This window comes from Streptomyces sp. NPDC005483 (genome assembly GCF_040606035.1).
Taxonomy (GTDB): Bacteria; Actinomycetota; Actinomycetes; order Streptomycetales; family Streptomycetaceae; genus Streptomyces.
This window is the reverse complement of the sequence record NZ_JBEXEA010000006.1, coordinates 46,098-67,540: the sequence shown is the minus strand read 5'-3', so window position 1 is coordinate 67,540 and position 21,443 is coordinate 46,098. Positions and strand designations below refer to the sequence as shown.

The following is a 21,443-nucleotide window of genomic DNA, read 5'->3' as shown; positions in this document are numbered from 1 at the left end:
GTATCGAGCGGAGAGCGGCAAGCGATCGGCAGACGCGTCGCACCGAGGACGGGAAGCTCGGCATGGATCTCACCTTCAGCCAGGAACAGGACGAACTGCGCAAGGTCGTACGCTCGTTCCTGGCCAAGCACTCCGACGAGGCGACCGTGCGTCGCCTGGCCGCCGACCCGCGGGGCCACGACCCCGTCGTCTGGCGGCGGATGGCCGGCGAACTGGGCCTGCAGGGGCTCGCGATACCGGAGGAGTACGGCGGCTTCGGCTTCGGCTACGTCGACCTCGGCATCGTCTTCGAGGAGGCCGGCCGCGCGCTGCTGTGCGGGCCGTACTTCGCCACCGTCGCCCTGGCCGCCGAAGCCCTCCTGCGCTGCGACGACGAACAGGCCCGGCGCGACCTCCTGCCGGGCATCGCGTCCGGCGAGACGGTGGCCACGCTCGCACTCACCGAGGACAGCGGCCGCTGGGACGAGCAGGGCATCCGGCTCACCGCCCGGAACACCGCCGACGGCCCGAGGCTGACCGGCACCAAGACCTACGTCCCCGACGGACACCTCGCCGACCTGCTCCTGGTCGCCGCCCGCACCCCCGCCGGCATCAGCCTCTTCGCGGTCGACGGCGACGCACCGGGTCTGGTCCGCACCCCCCTGCCCACCCTCGACCAGACCCGCAAACAGGCACGGCTGGAATTCACCGACACCCCCGCACGCCTGATCGGCACCGAGGACACGGCGTGGCCCGCACTCGAACGCACTCTCGCCACCGCATCCGTCCTCCTCGCCGCCGAACAGGTCGGGGGAGCGGCCGCCGCTCTGGACGCCGCCGTGGACTACGCCAGGATCCGGGTGCAGTACGGACGCCCCATCGGCTCCTTCCAGGGGATCAAGCACAAGTGCGCCGACATGCTGGTGGAGATCGAGTCCGCCCGCTCGGCCGCGTACGCCGGACTGTGGGCGCTGGACGCGGACGACGAATCCGAGATCGCCGTCGCGGCGGCCCTGGCGCAGGCCTTCTGCTCGGAGGCGTTCACCAAGGTGGCCGGCGACAACATCCAGGTCCACGGCGGGATCGGCTTCACCTGGGAACACTCCGCGCACCTGTACTTCAAGCGGGCCAAGAGCTCCGAGGTGCTGCTCGGCACACCGTCGTACCACCGCGAGTTGCTGGCCACCCGGCTCGGCATCTGAACCCCTGAACCTCTGAACCTCTGAACCTCTGGACCTCTGGAACTCTGGAAGGAAGTCGGCATGGAGATGGACTTCGGACCCGCCGTACGCGACTTCCGCGACGAGCTGCGGGACTGGCTGGCGGACCATCTCGTCGGTGAGTTCGCGGCCCACCGCGGCGTCGGCGGCCCCACGGACGGGGAGGCCTGGGAGGTCCGGCTGGCCTGGGACCGTGAGCTCTCGAGCGGCGGTTGGCTGGGGGTGGGCTGGCCGAAGGAGTACGGGGGACGGGGACTCGGACTCCTCGAGGAGATCGTCTTCGAGTACGAGTACGCCCGCGCGAACGCTCCCTACCGGGCCACCGGCAACGCCCTGGACCTCCTCGGCCCGATGCTCCTGAAGATGGGCGGCGAGGAGCAGAAGAAGCGCTTCCTGCCGCCGATCCTCGCCGTCGAGGAACTGTGGGGCCAGGGCTTCAGCGAGCCCGGCGCCGGCTCCGACCTGGCCTCGGTCCGCACCCGGGCCGAGCACGACGGCGACCAGTGGGTGGTCAGCGGGCAGAAGGTGTGGACGTCCTTCGGCATCCACGCCGACTGGCTCTACGTCCTCGCCCGCACCGACCCCGACTCGGTACGGCACAAGGGCCTGACCATGCTGCTCGTGCCCACGGACCAGCCGGGTGTGGAGATCCGCCCCATCCGCAACCTCGCCGGCCAGGACGAGTTCGCCGAGGTCTTCCTCTCCGACGCGCGCACCGGCGCGGACATGATCGTCGGCGAGGTCGGCCAGGGCTGGCGCACCGCGATGACCACGCTCGGCATCGAACGCGGCACCACGCTCCTGCCCCAGCAGCTCACCTTCGAACGGGAGGCCGAGGCGCTGATCGACCTGGCCCGGGAACGGGGCGCACTCGACGACCCGATGCTGCGCCGACGCCTCATCGACGCCTGGATCTCCGTACGCATCATGCGCACCACCAACCTGCGCACCCTCGCCGAACTGACCGCGGGCCGCACCCCGGGCGCCCAGTCCACCACGGCCAAGCTCTACGCCTCCACCCGCCACCAGCAACTCGGCCACCTGGCCCAGGAGTTGGCGGGCCCGGCCGGTCAGATCGTCGGCGAGGACTACGGCCTGGACACGCGGCAGCGCTCCTTCCTGCTCTCCCTGGCGGAGACGATCTACGGCGGATCCAGCGAGATCCAGCGCAACATCATCGGCGAGCAACTCCTCGGCCTCCCCAGGGAGCCCCGGCCATGACGTCGTTGGAAGACCGCCTCGACCGCCTCGACCGCATCGAGTCGCACCTCGCCGTCCAGCAGCTGCCCGTTCGCTACGCCCTAGCCGTGGACGCCCGCGATCTCGACGCCTGGGTGGGCTGCTTCCGGCCCGACGTGGACCTGGGCCGCCACGGTCGGGGCCGCGAGGCACTGCTGGCCTACATCGACCCCCTCGTCCGTGGCTTCCACCGGTCGGTCCACCAGATCTGCGGACACCGGATCGAGTTCACCGGCCGGGACACGGCCACCGGCTCCGTGTACTGCCGTGCCGAGCACGAAGTGGGGGAGCGGTGGATCGTGATGGCGATCCGCTACCTCGACGAGTACGCGCGCGTGGACGGCGAGTGGTACTTCTCCCGGCGCCGAGAGCAGCACTGGTATGCGGCGGACGTGACCGAGCGCCCCCAGCAGGTCGGTTTCGAGGGCTGGGCGGGCGCCGGACGACCGGCACTGCCGGACGCCTTCCCCACCTGGGATCCCTTCTGGAAGGAGACGTGATGCAGCGGTTGGCGGGCAAGACGGCCCTGGTCACCGGCGGCGGGCAGGGCGTGGGCCGCGGAATCGCCCTCGCCCTGGCGGCCGAAGGGGCGGCGGTGGTGATCACGGGCCGTACCGAGGGCAAACTCAAGGACACCGCGCAAGTGATCGCCGAGCGCGGCGGGCGGGTGCACACGGTCGTCGGGGACGTGGGCGAGCGGGCCGACGTCGACCGCATGGTGGCGGAGACGGTACGGGAGTTCGACGGCCTCGACGTGCTGGTCAACAACGCGCAGAGCTCCGTGCAGCGCCGGCTGGAGGAGACGTCGTACGACGACGTGGAACTCGCCTACCGCAGTGGCCCGTTGGCGGCCTTTCACGCGATGCGGTCCGCCCTGCCTCATCTGAAGGCCGGTCGAGGCAGCGTCGTCAACCTCGGTTCGTCGGCCGCGGTGCAGGGCGAGGCGGGCTTCGCGGCCTACGCGATGGCCAAGGAGGCCATCCGGGGACTCACGCGTGTCGCCGCGCGGGAGTGGGGGCCGTACGGGATCCGCGTGAACGTCGTCTGCCCGGCCGCCCTGAGCCCGGCCGCGGAGGCGTACTTCGCCGCCCGTCCGGACCAGGCCGACAAGGTGGTGGCCGGCATCCCGCTGGGCAGGATGGGGGACCCGGAGACGGACATCGGCCGGGCGGTGGCCGCGCTCGTCAGCGACGACATGGCCTATCTGACCGGCGCGACGCTGATGTTGGAGGGCGGCCGGACACTGATCGGATAGTCGGACAGGGCTCGGGGACCCTCAGACGACGATAGGGCCCGGGGACCCTCAGACGACGCCCCGCGCGCGCAGTCCGGAGATCTGATCCCCCGTCAAGCCCGCCACCTCGCCGAGTACTTCGTCGGTGTGCTCGCCCAACGCGGGCGGCGGGGCGTACCCCTCGACCGGTGTCGCCGTGAACCGGATCGGGTTGGCGAGCAACGGCAGCCGTCCCGACACCGGGTCCTCGACCTCCACCAGCATCCCCCGGTGCCGTATCTGCGGATCGGCGAAGACCTCGGGCATCTCGTGGAACGGGCCTGCCGGGACATCGTGTGCGTCGAGAACCGTCAGCCAGTCGTCCCGGGTCCGGGTGCGCAGGATCGCCTCCAGCACCGGCAGGATCTCCTCGCGGTGCGCGATCCGGGCCGAGGTGGTGGCGAACCGTGGGTCCTGGAGGAGATCGGTGCGGTCGGCGGCCGCGCAGAGCGCGGCGAACTGCTTGTCGTTGCCCGCGACGAGGAAGAGCGGCTTGTCCGCGCACTGGAACGCCTGGGACGGGATGCCCCCGTATCCGCCGTTGCCGCGCCGCGCGGGCACCTGGCCGGAGATCAGGTAGTTCATCGCGAAGTGCGACAGCGAGGCCAGCCCGCAGTCCAGCAGGGACAGGTCGATGAACTGGCCCTCTCCCGTGACGTCACGGTGCCGAAGGGCCGCGAGGACGGCCGTCGAGGCGTACAGGCCGGTGAGGATGTCGACCATGCTGACGCCGACCTTCATCGGCTCCTCGGGGTGGCCGGAGACGCTCATCATCCCGGACATGGCCTGGAAGATGCCGTCGTAGCCGGGGCGTTCGGCGTAGGGCCCGGTCTGCCCGAAGCCCGTCACCGAGAGGTAGACGAGCCGCGGGTTGAGCTCCCGCAGCCTCTCGTGGTCGAGGCCGTACTTCGCCAGCGTCCCCGTCCGGAAGTTCTCGACCACCACGTCCGACCGGGCGGCCAACGCACGGATCACCTCCTGCCCTTCGGCGGTGGCGTGGTTGACCGTGACCGACCGCTTGTTGCGGTTGCAGGAGAGGTAGAAGGCGGCGGTGTCCGTGCCGGGCGCGAACGGTGGCCCGTACGTCCGTGAGTCGTCGCCCGCCCCCGGCCGTTCGACCTTGATCACCTCGGCGCCGAGGTCCGCCAGCATCTGGGTGGCCAGGGGCGCGGCGAGGATGCGGGACAGATCGAGGACGCGGATCCCGGCCAGGGCGGTCGACGGCATCGAGGTCTCCCTCTGTTCACGAGCGGCCAATGAGTTATATAAATAATACATCTAGCGCCAGGATCGCATCCCGCTTGATTGCTTGAACTATTCAATTCATGTAACTATATGGATCGGTCGACGGACCGAGACCGGAGGGCGTGCTGATGACCGTCGCGGCGAGGACCCTCAGCGACCAGGAACAGCGTGAACGCCGGGTCTGGTTCCGGGCCCGCTGGGAGCGCGGGGTCGCCTTCAACCGGCACTGCCACATCCGCGTGACCCGCTGGGACGCGGAGGCCGTGGAGATCGTGCTGCCCTACGCCGAGGCGCTCTCCGCCCACGAGGACGTCTTCCACGGCGGGGTGATCTCGGCGCTCATCGACACCGCGGGCGCGGGCGCCGTGATCGCCGGGCACGACTTCGCCAAGGGCAGCCGGCTGAGCACCGTGTCGATGTCGGTGCAGTTCCTCGCGCCCGCCCGCGGCCGCGAGGCCATCGCCTACGCGCGCTGCGTACGGCGGGGCCGCAGGCTGCACTTCGCCGACGTCGACGTGATGACCGACGGACGCCTCTGCGCCCGGGGGCAGGTGGTGGTGAGCATCTCCGGGGAGCGACCCGGAGTCGGCGAGCCGATAGCCCCCGCCGACCCGGCCGACGCCGACCCCGGCAACCCCATGTTTCCCATTGGCCCCATCGACTCTCTGACGGAGGAGTGACCCGATGACCGAGGAGCCCGCCCAGGACGACCTGGTGCTGTACGAGGTCGACGAGGACGGCGTCGCGACCGTCACCCTCAACCGGCCCGAGCGCAAGAACGCCTGGAGCATCCCCATGGAGCGCCGCTTCTTCGCGCTCCTCGACGAGGCCGCTCACGACCCGGCCGTCCGCGTAGTGATTGTCACGGGCGCGGGCCGGGCGTTCTGCCCCGGCATGGACGTCCAGCGCCTGGAACAGAACTCCCAGCCGGGTCAGTCCCTCAACCTCCAGGCCCGCGTCCCCATGTACAGCAGACGCCTGCTGCCGAAGCCGATGATCGCCGCCGTCAACGGCGCCTGCGCGGGTATCGGCCTGGTCCAGGCGCTCATCTGCGACGTCCGCTTCGCCGCCCGCGGCGCCCGCTTCACCACCGCCTTCACCCGGCGCGGCCTGGCCGGCGAGTACAACCTGCCGTACGTGCTGCCCCGCGTCATCGGCCTGGAGAACGCCCTGGACCTGCTGCTGTCGGGCCGGGTCTTCGACGCCGACGAGGCCAAGGAGCTCGGCCTCGTCAGCCGCGTCGTCGAACCCGAGGACCTGCTGGACGCCGCCCGCGCCTACGCCCGGGACATCGCCCGCAACTGCTCACCGCGCGCCATGGCCGTCGTACGCCACCAGGTGTACGGCGATCTCGACCGCCCCTTCACCGACGCGCTCGCCCGCTCCTACTCCGCCATGGAGTTCTTCGCGGGCTCGCCCGACTTCCGCGAGGGCGTCGCGAGCTTCGTGGAGAAGCGTGAGCCGAAGTTCGAGGGTCTGCCGTCGGACTTCGACCCGGACGAGGCCACCCGTGACGCGTTCCTGCCGTACTGACCGAGGAGGTTCCTGACGATGACAGGGCAGCCGTTTCCGCAGCCGTTCCCCGTCGAGGCCGGGCACATCATGATGTTCGCCCGCGCCATCGGCGACGAACATCCCGCGTATCAGGGCGAGTCGGCCCTTGCCCCACCGACCTTCACCATGGCGAGCGCCCACTACGACCCCGACTACCACCTGCGTCCCAAGCCGGACGAGGAGTGGTTCGGCTCCGGCGCCGGCCCCGGTGTGATGGCCGAGGGCGGCGGCGGGCTCCACGCCGAGCAGCACTTCGAGTACCACCGCCCGGTGCGCGCGGGCGAGACGCTCTACGCCCACACCGTTCCCGGACGCAGCTGGGAGAAGCAGGGCCGCAGCGGCCGACTGCTGTTCAGCGAGCGCGTCACCGAGTACCGGGACGCCGACGGCGAGCCCGTCGTCAGCGCCGTGACCGTGGCCGTCGTACCCGAGGGCCCCGCGACCCCGAAGGACGCGCGATGAGCCTGAGCAGCAACGACATCAAGGTCGGCGAGACCCGCGAGAGTGTCCTCGTCGAGGACCTCAAGCGCAGCCGGATCGTGCAGTACGCGGGCGCCTCCGGCGACTTCAACCCGCTGCACACCGACGAGCGGTTCGCCGTCGAAGCCGCGGGATACCCCGGCGTCTTCGCCCACGGCATGCTCTCCATGGGCATGACGGGCCGCGTCCTGACCGACTGGGTCGGCCCGGAGTCGCTGCTGCGCTACGGCGTGCGCTTCAAGGCCCAGGTCTGGCCGGGCGACACCCTCACCGCCACGGTGACGGTCGAGTCGATCGACGACACTCTGGATGCCCCGGTCGCCCACTTCACCCTGCGCACGGTCAACCAGAACGGCGTCGAGGTGGTCACCGGCACGGCGGCGGCCCGCCTGGAGCCGTGATCCGGTGACCGTCGCACGGGATGCGGGGGGCGCGGTGCGGGCTGGGGAGGACCCGGAGTGCGCCTTGAGGCGGACGGTCGGGTCGGCGTTGGCCGCCGGGCCGGTGGGGGAGACGTGGGCTGAGCGGGAGGGTGTGCCTGTCTCGGGCGGCGGGACTGTGCGGGAGACGGGGGCGGCGGGTGAGGGTGGGGCGGCGCGGATGGCCGGGGCGGCGCTGGAGGGTGTGCCCGTCCGGGACGTCGGGCCCGTGCGGGGGACAGGCGCGGCGGGAGTGGGCATCGCGGCGCGGATGGTCGTGACGGAGCACGAGGGTGCGCCTACCCGGGGCGGCGGGCCCGTGCGGGAGACCGAGGCGGCTGGAGCCGACGGCTCGGCGCCTACGGCTCAGACGGTCGGCGCCACCTGGACCGCCATGGTCAGCCGCGCCTACGACCACCCCCGCCCCGCCGTCCGGTTCGGCGACTCGACCTGGACCGGACGAGAACTCCTGGACCGCGCGGCCGGCGCCGCCGACTGGCTGGACTCGCTCGGACTGGAGCCCGGCGCCCCGGTACCGGCCCTGGTCGCCACCTCCGCCGACGCCCTCGCGCTGGTGATCGGCGCCGCCGGATCGGGCCACCCGCTCGCGCCGCTCGGTGTCCGCATGACCGCGCACGAGATCGCCGCCGTGGTCAGGCAGCTCCCGTGCCAAGTCCTGCTGACCCAGCCAGAGTTCAGCGGACTCGCAGAACAGGTCGCCGAACTCTCCGGCAGATGGGTCGCCACCGTGCCCGAACTGCCCAGCAGTACCCGCACATTGACGGCTCTGCCCCACGAACTCGCCGCCGTCCTGCACACGTCCGGCACGACCGGCCTGCCCAAACCCGTCCCGATGACCCAGCGGCGACTGGCCGCCCGCGCCCGCGTCAACGGAACCCTCTGCGGCCTGGACCCCGACAGCTTCTACGGCGGCAGCGCGCCCTTCCACCACATCGCGGGCCTCGGCAACCTCGCCGTCGCCCTCGCCGCCGGCGCCCTGATCACCGGCCTGCCCCGCTTCACCGTCGAGGGCTGGACTCTGCTCAGGGACCTCGGCACCACCCACACCAGCATGGTCCCGGCGATGCTGGAGACCCTGCTGGCCGCGGGCGAGGCACGGCACGAGACCCTGCGGACCCTCCAGTACGGGGGCGCGCCCGTCCGCCCCGGCACCCTGCGGCGGACGTACGAGGCGATGCCGGGCGTACGGATGCTCAACATGTTCGGCCAGACCGAGGGTTCGCCGATCAGCGTGCTCACCCCCGATGACCACCGGGAAGCGATCGCGGGACGCACCGAACTGCTCCGCTCGGTGGGGCGGCCCGCCCCCGGGGTCGAGGTCAGGGTCGACGCCGCCGGGCCGGACGGCATCGGCGAGATTCATGCCCGCGCCGGCCATTTCTTCCGTATCGATGCCGAAGGCTGGCTGCACAGCGGCGACCTGGGCCGGATCGAGCAGGACGGTTACCTGTACCTCCTCGGCCGGAGCACCGACATGATCATCCGGGGCGGCGAGAACGTCCACCCGCTGGAGGTCGAGACCGTCCTGGCCGAGCACCCCGGCGTGGCGGACGCCGCGGTGATCGGCGTACCCGACGAGCGCCTGGGCCAGACCGTCGTCGCCTTCGTCGTACCGGCCACCCCTCACGCCCCGCCCGGTACGGCCGCCCTCAGGACCCATACCCGCGCCCGGCTGTCCGGGTTCAAGGTCCCCGTCCGCTGGTGGTTCGTGGACGACCTGCCGCGCAACGCCAACGGCAAGGTCGTACGCCGCAGCCTGCGGGAGCCGTACGAAGGAGGAACAGGTGTCTGACCTCGTCGACCCGGAGCGACTCGACGTCCTGCTGCGGCGGATCCGCCGGGAGGTCGAACGCGGTCCCCTGCCGTCCGCACAGGTCGCCGTCGCCCGCGGTGGCCGTCTGCTGGCCTTCGAGACGTACGGTGACGCGGGCCCCAGTACCCGGTACGTGCTGCAGTCCGTAGGACGATCGATCGTCGCGGGCGTGGTGTGGAAGCTGATCGGCGACGGACTCCTCGACGTGGAAGAGCAAGTCGCCGCGATCATCCCGGAGTTCGCGCCGAACGGGAAGGAGGAGGTGACGGTCGAGCAGGTGCTCACGCACACCGCGGGCTTTCCCTTCGCGCCCCTGGGGTACCCCAAGATGCTCGACCGCGAGCAGCGGCTCGCCGCCTTCGGACGCTGGCGGCTGGACTACCTGCCGGGCACCCGCTTCCAGTTCCACCTCACCTCGGCGGCCTGGCTGATCGCCGAGATCGTCGAGCGGCGCACGGGCCTGGCGGTCGCCGACTACCTGCGGGAGCGGATCGTGCGCCCGCTGGGCCTGGACTCGATCGAACTGGGGGTGCCGGTGGACCGCCAGTCCGGCACCGTCGCCCCGATGACCGCCACCGACCGCACCAGCGACGAGCAGGAACCCGACCCATGGGGACCGTGGTATCTGTCCGACCCGAGAGTGCTCGCGGCCGGAGAGCCCAGCCATGCCCTGGTCGCCACCGCCGCGGACGTCGCCCTGTACTTCCAGGCACTGGAGCACTCCGGTCTGTGGAAGCCGGAGGCGGTGGCGGAGGGCATCCGGATCCGGCTCACCGACCACCCCTACGGGGACCAGATCTACGGCGGCGGCGACGAACGGCGTACGAGCATGGGCCTGTTCGTGACGGTGGCCGGCCCGGACGCCGGAAGCAACCTGCCGTCGACCGGCTCCCCGTCCCTCTTCGGCAGTGCCGGCGCCGCGTATCAACTCGGCTTCATGGACCCGGAGTCGGGCCTCTCCTTCGCGTGCCTGAGCAACGGCTACCCGCTCGCCGGCTACGACCACTCCCCGCACGGCACGGCCCTGCTCAGGGACATCGCGGACCTGGCGGGGGGCTTGGCCGCCGAGCTGTCGTGACCTACGACCGTATTCCCAGCCACTGCTCGGCGCCCCATGCCTCGAACCGCTCCACCTCGGTGAACCCGAGCTTCGCCGCGAGGCGCATCGAGCCGGCGTTGGCGGTCTGGGTGGTGAGCACCACCGGCTCGCCGGGAAGGACACCGTCGAACCAGTCGAGTGCGGCCGCGCATGCCTCGGTGGCGTACCCGAGTCCCCACGCCCTCGGCAGGAAGAGGTAGCCCAGGTCGGCCTTGCCCGCGGCAGCCGGGCGACGGTGAGCGGTCGCTCTCCTGAGCAGGATCTGGCCGATCATGGCCCCGTCAAGATCGACGACGAAACTCCCGGGCCACCGCTCGGGCACCGCGGGAGTCTCACGCTCCAGCTCGTCACGCGGGCGGGGGCCGCCGAGGTAGGTGTGCACCTGGGGCGAGGCGAGCAGTTCGATGAACGGCGCACGGTCCCGCGCCTCCGGCTCGCGGAGTACGAGACGCTCGGTGCGGATCGGCTCAGGCGGCCAGGTCACGAATCCCAGATCTTCCATCCGGGCACGCTAACAGGTGGTCAGGCAACGAAAAAGGCAACCGCTTGGCTCCCCGGCACGACGCTCAGGGAGCCGTTCTGAGTTCCGCCTGCTCCGGCACCCAGGGCAGTGGCCGACCTCAGCGGCTGATCAGCTGCTGGGCGTTGTGGAACATGATGTCGTCCTGAGCGGACTCGTCGAGCTCCGCGATGAGCTTGCGGAAGTCGGCCGGGGCAGCCAGGCCCTCCGCGTGCGGGAAGTCGGAGCCCATGACGATGGACTCGTGGTAGCCGAGCCGCCGGACGACGTCCACGATGTCGTCCTCGGGGTAGGGCACCACGCGCACGTGCTTGCGGAACACCTGGCTGGGACGCTCGGCCAACTGCCCGCCGCCCCAGGGGCCGTTGCGGCCCATGCCCCGGCTCTTGTCCATGTGGCGGACGAAGTGCGGCACCCACTCGGAGCCGAACTCGGAGACCAGGACGTTGATGTCGGGGAAGCGCCCGAAGAGGTTGTCGAAGATGAGCGCGGACAGTGTCTCCTCGATGGGGCGCTGGCCGTAGGTGTTCTGCCACTGCCAGGCCGACATCCGGAAGTGGATCGGGTTCGGGTCGAAGCCCCAGGAGGGCGCCACCTGCGAGTTGTAGTAGAACTCGCTGATGTGGTAACAGACGCTCGCCTTGGCCTCGTTGACCAGCTTCCAGAACGGGTCGAAGTACGGGTCGCCCGGCGAGCGGCCGTACACCGGGCCGGTGGGCAGGAGGATGAAGCGTGCGCCCTGGTTCAGGACGTACTCCAGCTCTTTGACCGCGTGGTCCAGGTCGCGCAGGGAGAGCAGGGCGGGGGCGTAGATGCGGCCCTGGTGGTTGAAGCCCCAGACCTCGTTCATGTAGCGGTTGAACGAGTGGTAGTTGGCGTAGAGCGGTTCGACGCCCTTCACGTACTCCTCGGCGACCAGAGCCCAGCCGCCCGGGTAGATGATCGACTGGTCGAGGCCCTGTTCGTCCATGACCCGCAGTCGGGCGTCGCGGTTCTGGTAGGACTCGTGCATCGGCTCGAACTGGTACGTCTCCTCCGGATTGCCCGAGGCCATCGCCTTGAGCATCTCCTTCAGTGAGCCGGGACGGTAGACCTGCCCGAACTCGGGCTCCAGGCATACGACGATGCGGTCGCCGGCGAGGATGACCTCCCGCCCGTCGGGCAGGGTGACCGGCGCTACCGCCGAGCCGAGGAACTCCTTGGGGAGGTAGCGGGTGAAGGAGTCCCGTTCCTCGTACATGTGCTGGTCGCAGTCGAAGATTCGCTTGCGCTGTTCGGCCATGGCCGTCGCCTCCGGACCCCAGATCTAATCGGTACGCCTCCTATAATTATCTAACTGTTTCTTTGAAGCAAGGGGTGGTGGCGACCGGCGTCGGGGCGGGGTCAGTCCAGGAGTTCGAGCACCGTCTTGGCTCCGGCGCCGTTCACGACGTCGTCGGCGCTGGAGATGTGGCGCTGCCAGAGCTTCTCGGCCTCGTCCGCCTTGCCGGCCTCGATCAGGCCGACCAGCCGGACGTGCGCCCGGTGCCCCTTGAGTGCCTGCGCCTTCTGCGTCTCGGCGTCGGTGGCGGCGGCGGTGTAGGAGGCGTTGGCCCGGTCGATGATGTTGCGGACCATGCTGCACAGCAGGATCAGGGTCTGGTTGCCGGTGAGCTCGACCAGCAGCGCGTGGAAGGCGTCCTGTGCCTCGACCAGCGCCAGGGGGTCCTCCAGGACGGCCTTCTCGGCGGCCACCGCGTCGCGCAGAAGCTTGATGTCGGCGGCGGTGGGCTTGGTGGCGAGCTGGCGGGCGCAGGGCGGCTCGATGAGCGCCGCCGCGCGGTAGAGGTCGCCCAGGGTGGCGCCGCGGTACTCCAGGATCAGACCGGCGAAGCGGGCGGCGACGTCGGCGTCGGGCGCGCTCACCCGGGCGCCGCCGTGCGCGCCACGGCGCACCGTGATCAGGGACTCCGACTCCAGGACGCGGAAGGCCTCGCGCAGGGTCGGACGCGAGATGCCGAACTGCTCCATCAGTCCCGACTCGGGCGGCAGTGCGTCGCCCGGCTTCAGCTCACCCCGTACGATCTGGCGGCGCAGGTGTCCCGCGACCAGCTCGGCGGTCTTCGGGACCCGCACCTGGCGTCCGACGCGGCTGCGGGAAGGTGCGGGTACGGCCACCGTTTCACTTGCGCGGGCTGCCTCGGACACGATGGGGCTCCTCATATAGCAAAATGAATCGTCTTAGTGTATCGAGGGTACCAGGTCAAGGGATGGTTGGATCTTCTCTCGGAGGGATGGATCTGGCGCCGCGGGTGTGGCTGGTATATAGATGATTCATCTATCTATTAAGCAAGTAGGCCCGTGGGAGTGACCTCGATGACCGAGAATGCGGCCCCGGTGATCCTCACCGAACTCACCGACGACGGGGTCATGCTCCTCACCCTGAACCGTCCGGAACGGCACAACGCCTGGACGCTGGAGATGGAGCTCCTCTACAACGAGCTGTTCGACCGGGCGGAGGCGGATGCGCGGGTGCGGGCGGTGGTGCTCACCGGCGCCGGGCGCAGCTTCTGCCCCGGGATGGACATGAGCGTGCTCGACGGCGCGTCGTCCGGCGCCCGCCCGTGGCCCACCGGCGAGCTGCCCCCGCGCACCCGCCCCATGTCCTTCCCGAAGCCCGTCATAGCGGCCGTCAACGGCGCCTGCGCCGGCATCGGGTTCAACCAGGCGCTGATGTGCGACGTCCGGTTCGCCGTGCCGCAGGCCAAGTTCGCCGCGGCGTTCAGCGCGCGCGGACTGGTGGCCGAGGACGGCGTGTCCTGGATCCTGCCCCGGCTCGTCGGCTACGGCAACGCCGCCGACCTGCTGCTGTCCTCCCGCCGAGTCACCGGCACGGAGGCCCTGTCGATGGGCCTCGTCAACCGCCTGGCCGAGCCGGACGAACTCCTTCCGCAGGCCCTCGCCTACGCGACCGAACTGGCGCGCTCGGCGAGCCCGTACGCGATGTCCCTCATCAAACGCCAGCTCGCCGACGACCAGGCGAGAACCTTCACCGAGAGCAGCGAGGAGGCGGCCGCCCTGCTGGCCACGGCGAAGCGCGCCCCGGACTACCGCGAGGGTGTGCTCAGCTTCATCGAGCGCCGCCCGCCGGCCTTCCCGGCGCTGGGGGAGGGCCCGTCGGCGGTGGAGAAGAACGAGCTGGAGGAGGCCTCGTCATGACCCGCACCGAACTCCCGCTGCACCGCCGCACGATCACCGTCACCGCCTACGAGGAGGACGGAGGTGAGATCTCGGTCGAGGCGGAACTGCGCGACGAGCGTCCCTGGGAGGAGCCGCCGGGCGGTGTCGTCCACCGGATGGTGCTGGCGGTGCGCGTCCGCCTCGCCGACATGACGATCGTGGCCGCCGAGGCGGGCATGAAGGACTTCCCGCACACCGAGTGCCCCCTGATCGCACCGGCCTTCGACGGCCTGGTGGGGCTCGGCGTGGCGGGCGGCTACAACCGGGCCGTCCAGGAGCGTTTCCACGGGGTGTCCGGGTGCACGCACCTGTACGAACTGACCCGCGCGCTCGGCCCCGCCGTCGTCCAGTCGGCCATCTCGGCCCGCAGCCGCGCGGCCGGCCCCCGCTCCCACGACCCGCGCGCCACCGCCTGGGTGCTGAACAGCTGCCACATCTGGGCACCGGACGGTGTGGGTCTGCGCAAGCTCGACGCGGGCTGGGTTCCGGGACCCGGCCCCCGCCCGGTCCCGGAACTCAGCCGCTTCCAGGGGCCTACGGAGTCGTGAGCCGCGGCTCGCGCGGAAGGCCCAGCACCTTCTCCGCGAGGATGTTGCGCTGCACCTGAGACGTCCCCGCGTAGATCGTTCCGGAGCGGGCGATCAGGTACGTCGTCGACCAGGACCCCGAGCTGTTGGCCGCGCCGGGGTCGTCCGTGCGGTAGGTGCGCAGCGGTCCTCGCCCCACCGGCACCTGGCCGTGCATCCCCATGATGTCCATCGCAAGGTCGGTGACCTCGGTGTGGTACTCGCTCCAGTACAGCTTGGCGATCGACGTCTCGGGACCCGGCTCCGCCCCCTTCAGCCAGCCGGTGAGGATCCGGTAGCCGAGGCAGCGCATGATCTCGACCTTGGACCAGCACCAGGCGATCCGCTGCCGGATGACCGGGTCCTGGTCCTTGCCGTACTGCCGCGCGAGTGCGACGAGGCGTTCCACCTCGGCGCGGAAGAGGATCGGGTTGGTCGCCGCCTCCTCGCCGCGTTCGACGCCCAGCAGGCTCTGGGCGACCGCCCAGCCGTTGTCCACGCCGCCGACGACCAGATCCGCGCGGGTCCGGGCGCCGCTGAAGAAGACCTCGTTGAAGTGCAGCTGCCCGCTCATCATGCGGAACGGCCGTACCTCGATGCCGGGCTGGTCCAGCGGCACGAGGAGGAACGAGATGCCGCGGTGCTTGGGCGCGTCCCGGTTCGAGCGGGCCAGGACGAAGATCCAGTCGCTGTGGTGGGCGCCGGAGGTCCACACCTTCTGGCCGTCGATCACCCACTCTTCGCCGTCACGCACAGCACGGGTCTTCAAAGAGGCCAGGTCGGACCCCGCGTCCGGCTCGGAGTACCCCTGGCACCAGGTGTCCTCGCCGCTCAGGATGCGCGGGAGGAAGTGGCTTTTCTGCTCCTCCGTGCCCCAGCGCAGCAGCGTGTTCGCCAGCATCTTCACGCCGAAGGTGTCCTGCGGCAGCCCGAACGGGACACCGGCCAGGGCGAGTTCCTCCATCAGGACGACCTGGTGGAGCTTGGACAGGCCCAGGCCGCCGTACCGCTCGGGCCAGGTGAGGGAGAGGAAGCCGCGCTCGACGAGCCGGCGGCGCCAGTCCCGGGCGAAGGACCATGCGGCGTCCTCGTCCAGGGCGCCGATGCCCTTCCAGTCCGGCGGCAGCGACTCGGCGAGGAACGCCCTGACCTCGGCCCGGAACGTCTCGGTCTCCGGGGGATAGCTGATGTCCACCTGCGGTCGCTCCTCGTCCGTCCCTGCCCGCACAGCTGATCGCTGTATTGATTGTTTCAGCATAATAGGTTATCTATTTAACAGGGAAGAGCGTCGAGCCAGGGCGGGCTGACATGGGATTGCTGGACGGACGGAACGCCGTGATCACCGGCGGCGCGCAGGGCATCGGCTACGAGATCGCCGGCGTCCTCGGCGACGCGGGCGCGGCCGTCGTCCTCGGCGACATCAACGAGGACGCGGCACGCGAAGCCGCCGAGCGCCTCGCCGAGAACGGCATCAAGGCCACCTCGCTGCGCTGCGACGTCACCGACGAGGACGAGGTCGCCGCCCTCGTGGCCCACTGCACCGACACCTTCGGCCCGGTCGGCGTCATGGTCAACAACGCCGGCATCACCCGGGACGCCACCCTGCGCAAGATGCCCCTCACCGACTTCCGCGCCGTCCTCGACGTCCACGTCACCGGCGCCTGGAACGGCACCCGGTACGCCGCCGAGGCGATGCGGGCGCACGGACAGGGCGGCAGCATCGTCAACATCTCCTCCATCGCCGGCAAGGTCGGCAACTTCGGCCAGACCAACTACAGCGCCGCCAAGGCCGCGCTCGTGGGACTCACCAAGGCCTCCGCCAAGGAGCTCGCGAAGGCGGGCGTCCGCGTCAACGCCGTCCAGCCCGGTCTGATCCGCACCGCCATGACCGAGGCGATGCCCCCGGCCGCCTGGGACGCGAAGCTCGCCGAGATCCCCCTGGGGCGCGCGGGCGAACCCGCCGAGGTCGCCCAGGTCGTCCTCTTCCTCGCCTCCGACATGGCGAGCTACATCACCGGAGCCGTGGTCGAGGTGACCGGCGGCCGGTACATGTGAGCCCCGAAGCCCCGAACCCGCTGATGAAAGGCATGACCGATGCGTGACGCGGTGATCTGCGAACCGATACGGACTCCGGTCGGGGGCTACGGGGGAGCCTTCCGGGACGTCACCGCGGCCGAACTCGCCGCCACCGTCGTACGGGCCCTCCTGGACCGCAGCGGCATCCCGCCCACGGCCGTCGACGACGTGCTCCTCGGCCAGTGCTACCCCAACGGCGAGGCCCCGGCCATCGGCCGCGTGGCCGCCCTGGACGCCGGACTGCCCGTCGAGGTCCCCGGGCTCCAGATCGACCGCCGCTGCGGCTCCGGACTGCAGGCGATCATCACCGCGGCGATGCAGGTGCAGACCGGCGCGAGCGACCTCGTGCTGGCCGGGGGCGTCGAGTCCATGAGCCAGGCCGAGTTCTACACGACCGACGTGCGCTGGGGCGTGCGCGGTGCGGGCACCATGCTGCACGACCGCCTCGCCAGGGGCCGTGTCACCTCCGGCGGCGTCAACCACCCCGTACCCGGGGGCATGCTGGAGACCGCCGAGAACCTGCGCCGCGAGTACGCCATCTCCCGCGAGGAGCAGGACCGACTCGCCGTGCGCTCGCACGAGAAGGCGGTCGCGGCCCAGCGCGAGGGGCGCTTCTCCGACGAGATCGTCCCCGTCACCGTACGCACCCGCAAAGGCGAGACGGTCGTGGACACCGACGAACACCCGCGTCCCGACTCGTCGTTGGACAAGCTCGCGAAGCTGCGTCCGGTGCTCGGCCGCCAGGACCCGGAGGCGACGGTGACCGCGGGCAACGCCAGCGGCCAGAACGACGGCGCGGCCCTGTGCGTCGTGACCCACCCCGAGCGCGCCGCCGAACTTGGGCTGCGCCCACTGGGCCGCCTGGTCTCCTGGGCCGTCGTCGGCGTACCACCCGAGACGATGGGCATCGGCCCGGTGCCCGCCACGGCAAGGGCCCTGGAACGAGCCGGACTCAAGCTCGCCGACATCGACCTCATCGAACTCAACGAGGCCTTCGCGGCCCAGGTGCTGGCCTGCACCCGTGAATGGGCCCTGACCGAGACCGACTTCGAGCGGTTCAACGTCAACGGCTCCGGCATCTCGCTGGGCCACCCCGTCGGAGCCACCGGCGGCCGCATCCTCGCCACCCTGCTGCGCGAACTCGACCGCCGTCAGGCCCGCTACGGCCTGGAGACCATGTGCCTGGGCGGCGGCCAGGGTCTTGCAGCCATCTTCGAACGCACCGGCAACGCCACTGGAGGACGCTGACATGGCCGGACTGATCGCATACGGCGCCCATGTGCCGTACCACCGCCTGGCCCGCGCCGACGTCGCCGCCACGCTGGGGACACCGCCGGGACGCGGCACCCGCGCGGTCGCGGGCTACGACGAGGACACCACCTCCATGGCCGTGGAGGCGGCCCGGGTGGCCCTGGCCCGCGACGGCCTGCGTCCCCGCGTCGGCCAGCTCTTCCTCGCCACGGCCGCACCCGCCTACCTCGACAAGACCAACGCGACCGCCGTCCACGCCGCGCTCCGCCTCGACGAGCACGTGCTCGCCGTCGACATGGCCGGCTCGGTCCGCTCCGGCCTCGGCGCGCTGGTCACCGCCGCCCGCTCCTCCGTCCCGACCCTCGCCGTCCTCTCCGACCTGCGCACCGGCCTGCCCGGCGGCAGCGACGAGGTCGCCGGCGGCGACGGCGCGGCGGCGTTCGTCTTCGGCGGCCACCGCAACGGAGCACCCGTCCTGGCGGAACTGCTCGCCCACGACACCGTCAGCGACGAGATCCTCGACCGCTGGCGGCTGCCGGGCGCTCCCGCCTCCCGCGCCTGGGAGGAGCGGTTCGCCGAGGAGATCTACGTGTCCCTCGCGGACAAGGCGCTGACCGCCGCCCTCGAGCAGGCGGGCCTGGAGCGCGGCGCCATCGACCACCTCATCGTCTCCGGCCTGCACGCACGCGCGTGCGCGACGGTACGGCGTACGGCCGGTGCCCGCCCCGAGGCGGCGGTCCCGGACCTCACTGGGGCCATCGGCAACGCCGGCACCGCCCAGCCGGGCCTGCTCCTGGCCGACGTCCTCGACCGCGCAGAGCCCGGTGAGGTCATCGCTGTCATCGTCCTCGGCGACGGCGCCGGAGTCCTCCTGCTGCGCACCACCGACGCGCTCCCGGCGCACCGCAGCACCCGCCCGGTCGCCGCGCAGATCACCGCGGGCAGCGCCCCGATGCCGTACGCCACCTACCTCTCCTGGCGCGGCCTCCTCGACCGCGAACCACCCCGGCGTCCGGACCCCGAGCCGCCCTACGCCCCGCCCGCGCATCGCCGCACCGCCTGGAAGTACGGCTTCGTCGCCTCTCGTTGCGAGAAGTGCGGCACCCGGCATCTGCCGCCGGACCGGGTGTGCACCTCCTGCCGGAGCGTCGACGCGATGACCGACGAGCCGATGGAGCACCTGCGGGGCACGGTCGCCACGTTCACCGTCGACCGGCTGGCCCACACGCCGAGCCCGCCGATGCTCGTCGTGGTCGTCGACTACGACGGTGGCGGCCGCTTCCGCTGCCAGCTGACCGACGCCACCGAGGCCGACGCCGTCATCGGCGCCCGGGTGGAGATGACCTTCCGGCGCACGGTCACGGCGTCCGGCATCCACAACTACTTCTGGAAGGCCCGGCCGGTGCGCACGGGCGAGACCGAGGAGACACACGGATGAGCTCGCACGGAATCCGGGACCGGGTCGCGATCGTCGGTATGGGCTGCACGCCCTTCGGCGAGCACTGGACCCGTTCGGCCGACGATCTGCTGGTGGACGCGGTGGGCGAGGCGGTGACCTCGGCCGGCATCACGATCGACGACATCGACGCGTTCTGGTTCGGCACCCAGGCCTCCGGCGTGTCCGGACTGACCCTGAGCCGGGCGCTGCGCCTGCCCCACAAGCCGGTCACCCGCGTCGAGAACATGTGCGCGACCGGCTCCGAGGCCCTGCGCAACGCCTGCTACGCCGTCGCCTCCGGCGCCTATGACGTGGCGATGGCGGTCGGCGTGGAGAAGCTCAAGGACTCCGGCATGTCCGGCCTGTCCGGTACGGCGATCCCGGGCGCGGGCGACGACAGCCGCGGCGAGATCACCGCCCCCGCGAACTTCTCCCTCCTCGCCCCCGCGTACGCCGCCAAGTACGGCCTGGCGGAAGAGGAGTTGAAGGACGTCATCACCCGCATCGCCTGGAAGAACCACGTCAACGGCGCCCGCAACCCCCGCGCCCAGTTCCGCAAGGAGGTGCCGCTCGAACGCATCCGGTCGGCCCCGATCGTCGCGGGCATGCTCGGCGTGTTCGACTGCTCGGGCGTCTCGGACGGTTCGGCGGCGGCGATCGTCGTACGCGCCGAGGACGCCTACAAGTACACCGACAAGCCGATCTTCGTGAAGGCGCTGTCCTTCGTCGCGGGCCCGGCCGACGGGCTCCTCGACCCGGAGTACGACTTCACCACCTTCCCCGAGGTCGTCGCCTCCGCCCAGGAGGCCTACCGACAGGCCGGCGTCACCGACCCCCGCGCCGAACTCGCCCTCGCCGAGGTCCACGACTGCTTCACACCCACGGAACTGGTCCTGATGGAGGACCTGGGCTTCGCCGAGCGCGGACAGGCATGGAAGGACGTGACGAGCGGGTCGTTCGACCTCGACGGCTCGCTGCCGGTCAATCCGGACGGCGGTCTCAAGGCCTTCGGCCACCCCATCGGCGCCTCGGGCCTGCGCATGATGTTCGAGGCCTGGCTGCAGCTGCGGGGCGAGGCGCCCGCCGAGCGGACCGTGAAGTCCGTGGCCGAGGGGCGCACGCTCGCCCTCACCCACAACCTGGGCGGCGGGCCGGGCGAATGTGTGTCCTTCGTCTCCATCGTCGGCAGCGAACTCACCCAATAGAGAAGGCGGTTGGGGCATGGGACGACTCGACGGCAAGATCGCCGTCGTGACCGGGGCGGCGTCGGGCATCGGCGCCGCCACGGCACGTCGGGTGGCGGCCGAGGGCGCGCACACGGTGGTCGCCGATCTGAACCTGGACGGCGCCCAGGCGGTGACGGAGGAGATCCGTGCCGCCGGGGGATCCGCCACAGCGGTCCAGGTCGACCTCGGTGACGTGGCGAGCGTACGGGCCATGGTGGCCGCGGCGGTCGAGACGTACGGCGGCCTCGACGTGCTGCACAACAACGCGGCGGCCACCCACCTGGCAGCCCGCCAGGACCTCGCCGTGGTGGACGCGGACCCGGCGGTCTGGGACGACACGATGCGCATCAACCTGCGCGGCACCATGGTCGCCATCCAGGCCGCCATCCCGCACATGGTCGCCCGCGGCGGCGGCTCGATCATCAACACCTCGTCCGGGTCCGGTCTCGCGGGCGACCTGCGCAATCCCGCGTACGGCGCGTCCAAGGCCGCCCTCATCAACCTCACGCAGTACGTCGCCACCCAGTACGGCAAGCAGGGCGTGCGCTGCAACGCCATCGCGCCCGGCTTCATCGTCACGCCGGCCAGTTCCGGTTCGGCGCACGGCGCGATCCGGGAGGCGATGCTGCGCCATCACCTCACCCCGCGCCTCGGGAGCCCGGAGGACGTCGCCTCGGCGGTCGTGTTCCTCGCCTCCGACGAGTCCGCCTTCATCACCGGCCACACCCTGCGCGTGGACGGCGGACTGCTGTCCCACGCGCCGTACGTCGCGGACCTGAGGGACGCCTGACAGAGACCGACGAGA

At 71.1% G+C, this 21,443-nt stretch carries 22 protein-coding genes; 17 read left to right on the top strand and 5 right to left on the bottom strand.

Annotated features, from left to right (window positions below; genetic code table 11):
- Nucleotides 1-62 precede the first annotated feature (62 nt).
- Genes ABZT06_RS13640 through ABZT06_RS13625 form a run of 4 tightly spaced genes read left to right on the top strand, consistent with a single transcriptional unit; the run spans nt 63 to nt 3,693 of the window.
- A complete protein-coding gene (locus ABZT06_RS13640) occupies nt 63-1,181 on the top strand; it encodes an acyl-CoA dehydrogenase family protein (protein WP_355739520.1) in 1,119 nt (372 codons plus the stop codon).
- 60 nt (nt 1,182-1,241) lie between these two features.
- Complete coding sequence (locus tag ABZT06_RS13635; RefSeq protein ID WP_355739517.1) at nt 1,242-2,420, top strand: acyl-CoA dehydrogenase family protein; 1,179 nt, start codon at nt 1,242-1,244, stop codon at nt 2,418-2,420.
- Nucleotides 2,417-2,938 (top strand): nuclear transport factor 2 family protein, encoded by a 522-nt coding sequence (locus tag ABZT06_RS13630; RefSeq protein WP_355739514.1) that lies wholly within the window; start codon nt 2,417-2,419, stop codon nt 2,936-2,938. The genes ABZT06_RS13635 and ABZT06_RS13630 overlap by 4 nt, the downstream gene beginning before the upstream one ends.
- On the top strand, nt 2,938-3,693 hold the full coding sequence (locus ABZT06_RS13625) for an SDR family oxidoreductase (RefSeq protein ID WP_355739512.1): 756 nt from the start codon (nt 2,938-2,940) through the stop codon (nt 3,691-3,693). Before ABZT06_RS13630 ends, ABZT06_RS13625 begins: the two co-directional genes overlap by 1 nt.
- Nucleotides 3,694-3,741: 48 nt before the next feature.
- Here the strand turns inward: ABZT06_RS13625 and ABZT06_RS13620 are convergent, their stop codons facing one another.
- Nucleotides 3,742-4,938 (bottom strand): CoA transferase, encoded by a 1,197-nt coding sequence (locus ABZT06_RS13620; protein WP_355739509.1) that lies wholly within the window; start codon nt 4,936-4,938, stop codon nt 3,742-3,744.
- 146 nt (nt 4,939-5,084) lie between these two features.
- Between ABZT06_RS13620 and ABZT06_RS13615 the strand changes: the two genes are divergently transcribed.
- The 6 genes from ABZT06_RS13615 to ABZT06_RS13590 all read left to right on the top strand — a co-directional run bounded on the left by ABZT06_RS13615 (nt 5,085) and on the right by ABZT06_RS13590 (nt 10,321).
- Nucleotides 5,085-5,636 carry a PaaI family thioesterase gene (locus ABZT06_RS13615; RefSeq protein ID WP_355739507.1) on the top strand — a complete coding sequence of 184 codons (552 nt, stop codon included), beginning with the start codon at nt 5,085-5,087 and terminating at the stop codon, nt 5,634-5,636.
- A gap of 4 nt (nt 5,637-5,640) precedes the next feature.
- Nucleotides 5,641-6,489 (top strand): enoyl-CoA hydratase-related protein, encoded by an 849-nt coding sequence (locus ABZT06_RS13610; protein ID WP_355739504.1) that lies wholly within the window; start codon nt 5,641-5,643, stop codon nt 6,487-6,489.
- 18 nt (nt 6,490-6,507) lie between these two features.
- Entirely contained in the window at nt 6,508-6,972 is a 465-nt protein-coding gene (locus ABZT06_RS13605; protein ID WP_355739501.1) for a MaoC family dehydratase N-terminal domain-containing protein, read from the top strand.
- On the top strand, nt 6,969-7,391 hold the full coding sequence (locus ABZT06_RS13600) for a MaoC/PaaZ C-terminal domain-containing protein (RefSeq protein ID WP_355739498.1): 423 nt from the start codon (nt 6,969-6,971) through the stop codon (nt 7,389-7,391). Before ABZT06_RS13605 ends, ABZT06_RS13600 begins: the two co-directional genes overlap by 4 nt.
- A gap of 199 nt (nt 7,392-7,590) precedes the next feature.
- A complete protein-coding gene (locus ABZT06_RS13595) occupies nt 7,591-9,222 on the top strand; it encodes a class I adenylate-forming enzyme family protein (protein WP_355739495.1) in 1,632 nt (543 codons plus the stop codon).
- Nucleotides 9,215-10,321 (top strand): serine hydrolase domain-containing protein, encoded by a 1,107-nt coding sequence (locus ABZT06_RS13590; RefSeq protein ID WP_355739492.1) that lies wholly within the window; start codon nt 9,215-9,217, stop codon nt 10,319-10,321. The genes ABZT06_RS13595 and ABZT06_RS13590 overlap by 8 nt, the downstream gene beginning before the upstream one ends.
- 1 nt (nt 10,322) lies before the next feature.
- On the opposite strand, the gene ABZT06_RS13585 is transcribed toward ABZT06_RS13590, so the two are convergent.
- The 3 genes from ABZT06_RS13585 to ABZT06_RS13575 all read right to left on the bottom strand — a co-directional run bounded on the left by ABZT06_RS13585 (nt 10,323) and on the right by ABZT06_RS13575 (nt 13,049).
- Nucleotides 10,323-10,844: a GNAT family N-acetyltransferase gene (locus ABZT06_RS13585; RefSeq protein ID WP_355739489.1), complete on the bottom strand. Its 522-nt coding sequence runs from the start codon at nt 10,842-10,844 to the stop codon at nt 10,323-10,325.
- Nucleotides 10,845-10,962: 118 nt separating this feature from the next.
- The gene (locus ABZT06_RS13580; protein WP_355739486.1) at nt 10,963-12,144 is read right to left on the bottom strand and encodes an amidohydrolase family protein; all 1,182 of its coding nucleotides are present in this window, start codon (nt 12,142-12,144) and stop codon (nt 10,963-10,965) included.
- Between the two features lie 101 nt (nt 12,145-12,245).
- A complete protein-coding gene (locus ABZT06_RS13575) occupies nt 12,246-13,049 on the bottom strand; it encodes an FCD domain-containing protein (RefSeq protein ID WP_355739483.1) in 804 nt (267 codons plus the stop codon).
- A 168-nt stretch (nt 13,050-13,217) separates the two neighbouring features.
- Between ABZT06_RS13575 and ABZT06_RS13570 the strand changes: the two genes are divergently transcribed.
- Nucleotides 13,218-14,060, top strand: a complete 843-nt coding sequence (locus ABZT06_RS13570; protein ID WP_355739480.1) for an enoyl-CoA hydratase-related protein — start codon at nt 13,218-13,220, stop codon at nt 14,058-14,060.
- The gene (locus ABZT06_RS13565; RefSeq protein WP_355739478.1) at nt 14,057-14,629 is read left to right on the top strand and encodes a DUF2889 domain-containing protein; all 573 of its coding nucleotides are present in this window, start codon (nt 14,057-14,059) and stop codon (nt 14,627-14,629) included. Before ABZT06_RS13570 ends, ABZT06_RS13565 begins: the two co-directional genes overlap by 4 nt.
- On the opposite strand, the gene ABZT06_RS13560 is transcribed toward ABZT06_RS13565, so the two are convergent.
- A complete protein-coding gene (locus tag ABZT06_RS13560; protein WP_355739475.1) occupies nt 14,616-15,842 on the bottom strand; it encodes an acyl-CoA dehydrogenase family protein in 1,227 nt (408 codons plus the stop codon). The genes ABZT06_RS13565 and ABZT06_RS13560 overlap by 14 nt on opposite strands.
- Before the next feature lie 113 nt (nt 15,843-15,955).
- On the opposite strand from ABZT06_RS13560, the gene fabG reads away from it, so the two are divergent.
- The 5 genes from fabG to ABZT06_RS13535 are packed head-to-tail and all read left to right on the top strand — an operon-like array spanning nt 15,956 to nt 21,428.
- Nucleotides 15,956-16,702, top strand: a complete 747-nt coding sequence (gene fabG, locus ABZT06_RS13555) for a 3-oxoacyl-ACP reductase FabG (protein WP_355739473.1) — start codon at nt 15,956-15,958, stop codon at nt 16,700-16,702.
- A gap of 39 nt (nt 16,703-16,741) precedes the next feature.
- Nucleotides 16,742-17,971, top strand: coding sequence for an acetyl-CoA C-acetyltransferase (locus ABZT06_RS13550; RefSeq protein ID WP_355739470.1), 1,230 nt, complete (start codon nt 16,742-16,744; stop codon nt 17,969-17,971).
- A gap of 1 nt (nt 17,972) precedes the next feature.
- Entirely contained in the window at nt 17,973-19,412 is a 1,440-nt protein-coding gene (locus tag ABZT06_RS13545) for an OB-fold domain-containing protein (RefSeq protein ID WP_355739467.1), read from the top strand.
- Complete coding sequence (locus tag ABZT06_RS13540; protein WP_355739464.1) at nt 19,409-20,617, top strand: acetyl-CoA acetyltransferase; 1,209 nt, start codon at nt 19,409-19,411, stop codon at nt 20,615-20,617. Before ABZT06_RS13545 ends, ABZT06_RS13540 begins: the two co-directional genes overlap by 4 nt.
- 16 nt (nt 20,618-20,633) lie before the next feature.
- Nucleotides 20,634-21,428, top strand: coding sequence for a glucose 1-dehydrogenase (locus ABZT06_RS13535; RefSeq protein ID WP_355739461.1), 795 nt, complete (start codon nt 20,634-20,636; stop codon nt 21,426-21,428).
- Nucleotides 21,429-21,443 lie beyond the last annotated feature (15 nt).